The sequence below is a fragment of the Gluconobacter sp. Dm-73 genome (assembly GCF_018256215.1).
In the GTDB taxonomy this organism is placed as follows: domain Bacteria; phylum Pseudomonadota; class Alphaproteobacteria; order Acetobacterales; family Acetobacteraceae; genus Gluconobacter; species Gluconobacter cadivus.
Genome location: NZ_JAERLW010000024.1, coordinates 1 through 3,785 on the forward strand (window position 1 = coordinate 1; position 3,785 = coordinate 3,785).

2 protein-coding genes and 2 pseudogenes are annotated in these 3,785 nt (G+C 44.7%); 1 reads left to right on the forward strand and 3 read right to left on the reverse strand.

The annotated features are described in order from the left end of the window. Positions 1-73: 73 nt before the first annotated feature. On the reverse strand, positions 74-586 hold the full coding sequence (locus JK176_RS15055) for an IS5 family transposase (protein WP_249194543.1): 513 nt from the start codon (positions 584-586) through the stop codon (positions 74-76). 47 nt (positions 587-633) lie between these two features. Next, positions 634-837, reverse strand: a pseudogene (locus JK176_RS15060) (transposase); the annotation flags it as partial. A 203-nt stretch (positions 838-1,040) separates the two neighbouring features. On the opposite strand from JK176_RS15060, the gene JK176_RS14805 reads away from it, so the two are divergent. Continuing rightward, positions 1,041-1,907 (forward strand): hypothetical protein, encoded by an 867-nt coding sequence (locus JK176_RS14805; RefSeq protein ID WP_211588394.1) that lies wholly within the window; start codon positions 1,041-1,043, stop codon positions 1,905-1,907. A gap of 22 nt (positions 1,908-1,929) precedes the next feature. Here JK176_RS14805 and JK176_RS15065 read toward each other — a convergent pair. Next, a pseudogene (locus tag JK176_RS15065) lies at positions 1,930-2,404 on the reverse strand (IS5 family transposase); the annotation flags it as partial. Between the last annotated feature and the right edge of the window lie 1,381 nt (positions 2,405-3,785).

Sequence of the window (3,785 nt, forward strand, 5' to 3'; positions counted from 1 at the left end):
CGCTCATACATTCATGTCCGCAATCCACATCGCAGCAAGCGTCATCTTCTACCTCAAAGAATGAGTCCTGAGCCTAGCTCACGTTGACAAAAGATCTAATCCAGAGCTTTGCGGCTGCGATATGGAGAAAGCTCATGAATGACAAAGCGGTCTTGTCATAGCGGCTTGAGATGCGGCGCATCTGCCTGAGGGGGTTGAACATCCGCTCGATGCGGTTCCACTCCCTGTAACGCCACCAATCTGTTCTCTGTGGAGCACTGCGGCCTTTGCGTGATGGAATAACCGGCAGAATACCACGCTGCAGCAGATCCTGGCGGAAACAGGCACTGTCATAGCCCCGATCAGCCAGCATGACTTTGAGGTTTGGAACCGGCAGCTTCATCAGGGTATTTATGGCTTTGTAGTCCGAGACCTGACCTCCGGTCAGGACAAAGCCGAGAGGGCGTCCCTGATTGTTACATCGGACATGGATTTTGCTCGTAAAGCCGCCGCGTGATCGACCAAAACCCTCCGAATGAGCCCCCCTTTTGCGCCCGTAGCCTGTGAGTGGGCGGGGCCTACGGTGCTGTCGACCATATGTTGCCAGTTATCGATCAGCCCCAGATCTACCAGCGTCTGTAAAAGAGCCTCCCAGACACCCTGTTCAGCCCAACGCCGGAACCGAACATAGGCCGAGTTCCACTTGCCATAGCGCTCATGCATGTCCCGCCACGAACAACCCGTGCGCAGGACGTGCAGCATGCCGTTGAGAAATAGACGGTTATCTCCGGATGGTCGTGCCCAACGGCCACGTTCAGTCGGCAGAAGCGGACCAATCAGCGCCCATCCCCGCTCCACCTTATCGCCTTCGTTAAAGACAATAGTGAATCAGATCTCACGCAGATCGTGTAGATCTTTTGTCAACGTGACCTACGTAAAGCATAGATGCACAAAAAAATGTATCAGAATCAATAGGGTTTTCACACACTCAATTTGTATAAACGGTTAAACCATACTATGCTCAAACGGATAAAACGCTAGGTAAATATCGAGGAAACGTTATGAAGTGGTTTTTTGCTATAACAGAAAAGACTTTAGCGAATGATCCAGATCATGGATTTATCGATTGTATTCGAGTTGCGGTTCGTTCTGCGCGCGAGAACACAAGCCTTGTGCCTCATATGGTCTTCGATGGAAACCCTTGTGAATTTACTGAAGAAATGAGAAAGGAAGGTGTAAAAGTTATTTTCCATAGAATTCATTTTTACGAAAAATTAAAATTAGCCCAAGAAAAGCAAAAACCAGAATGGCCGAACTATATGGATACAGCTGCTGGGGCGTTTATGAGACTGGACCTAGCTTTACTAGAACATGATGAAAAATTCGTTTTATATACGGATTGCGATGTTATGTTTCTTAAAAATCCAAGCCTTGAATTTTGCAAACCTGAAATATTTGCTGCCTGCGGCCAGTTTGGTCAGCAGGACTATTACACAGATATGAATTCTGGGGTTATGATTTTAAACCTAGAAAGAATACGCAATGATCTCCCGGCGATGGTTGAATTCCTCTGCGATAATTTCAATCATATTTCTGGATATGATCAGGAACTTTTGAGAATATTTTATAACAGCCAATGGAGTCCACTATCCGCTAAATTTAACTGGAAGCCGTACTGGGGAACTAATGCAGATGCCAGAATCGTGCATTTCCACGGCCCCAAAGCTCCTGCGAGCCGAAATTTGTTAAACGATCATCACTATCGGGAGCACGACCCCGTTTTCCATACATGGAGACATTGGTTTTTTCAGAATGTCGCCGGTTATGGAGTTTATGTACCTGTCTGGGAAGATTTCTTGCAAAAATCTCGTAACGCATATGACGGTTCCGTTGAAAGTTGTGCCTCGTTCAACCTTGCACGCGAATAATTACAATGCTCATGACTTATAGTCAGAAGGTGACGGTTGCAGGAAAATATATAGCCGATAAAAAGACGGTCCTGCTTCTATCATAGCATGTTAACACCGCCGCCAGCTCTTGAGGTAATCAGACATGACCTCAATGCGGGTGTGGTGTTTATAGTTTCGCTTGTCGTATTTTACTGGTTTTCCGCGGGATATTCTTCCCGGAATGCGGGGGCTGATCCCTTTTTCCGCTAGAGTATCCCAGTATCAGTCAACATAATAACCTCGGTCCGCCAGTGTCCACTGTGTCATCAGCAGGCTGTCCAGCAGAGCAGAGACTGCGGTGTAATCATTAACCTATCCGGCTGTCATGAAGAAGCTCAGCGGTCGCCCGTTCTGATCCGTGACCGCATGTAGTTTGGTATTCATACTGCCTTTGGTGCGATCGATTAGACGCCCTGGATTCTTTTTAATCGCAGGCTTGAAGCTTTACAGTGTGCCTTGAGATAGATTGTATCAATCTAATGGTTAGAGGCGTTTGAGAAAAAACGGTTGCAGACGCTCGATCTGGCCACTGGATTGGAACAGGTCCTGCTGGACAAGGATGTAGGTCAGAAGTGGCCAGAGTCTCCTAAAAGGTATCAACCGCCTTGTTCTGCGAGGATGTTTCTTGCGATGAAGACATGTCCAGACTGATGCACTCGAAAAGCTAAGAGATAAGTCCATACCTCGCACATGCATGGGTTTTGGCAAGATTTCTGTCGAGGGTCTCCAGGTTGCTGAAAACCCTAACAGACGTTTATTTTTGATAATTTATATATGGTGCGAGCTGCGGGATTCGAACCTTCATGCTCTGTAAAGCACCAAGCGGGCAACCCGGTGGAGCAGTCAAGCCCGTTTATGAAAAGGGGTATTGATCTTATGTTGACGCACTAAAAAAATAATAAAATAACACGAGAACATAATAGAACTATAAATTATATTACTTAATATTTTATTGGATATCTGTTATTCGTTCCTTTAAATCCTTAATTGCGAATTAATTCTTTAATATACCTCTATAAAGTCCGGCATACCAATTGTTCATTCCGTTTCTGAAAATAGATTCTTTTATTTTTATTTCTATTTCTTTTTTTACTCTCAATGACGTTATTTCCTAATCTAATCATTAAGGTTCCGGGTAGAGACCCCCAAATTCGTCTAACAGAATCTTTCCAATCTTTTCCTAAAAGCGTCTTCACGTGGAAATTGACAATAATTTTTGTCTATAAGTTAAATGTGGAGTGGAAGTGCTTCGGATATAAATTTCAATATACCATCTTCTATTGTGATATTAGTATACTAAAGCTCTTGATCAATCCAATTATCATAATATGGGTGAATAAAACGCTCTAAATTTTCTCCTCTATATATGTCTCGTTTTTCTGAACTGTTACAGCATGTACAAGCTGGAACTAGATTTTTTCTTAAAATAGAGAACTCTGGAAAATGTTTTCTTGGTAAAGCATGGTCGAGTGACCGGCCTGCTAGGGATCCGCAGAGTAGACAACTAGGTGGAGGAGTGTCTGGACGTCGTATTTCATTGATTGGGGCATTATGACCCTGCGATGTGTAAAGATCTCTCAACGCATTTGCATCTTCCTCAGAGAAATTAGCGGGAAATACCATCCAAGGGTTGCCGCGATAGCGACGGTACCGTGCTGCTGCTTCGAGCCGCATAGCTTCTCGGTAAGACCACTCGGGTTTTTTGCATTGCTTGAGAATTGGTGTGTCTCCCGAATTTTCCGGGAATGGAAGAAATTTCATACGTTATCACGCATCTCACCTAGGCTCAGGACTCATTCTTTGAGGTAGAAGATGACGCTTGCTGCGATGTGGATTGCGGACATGAATGTATGAGCG

Coding starts and splice junctions, on each gene's coding strand:
- JK176_RS14805 (WP_211588394.1), top strand. CDS start 1,041: ATGAAGTGGTTTTTTGCTATAACAGAAAAGACTTTAGCGAATGATCCA.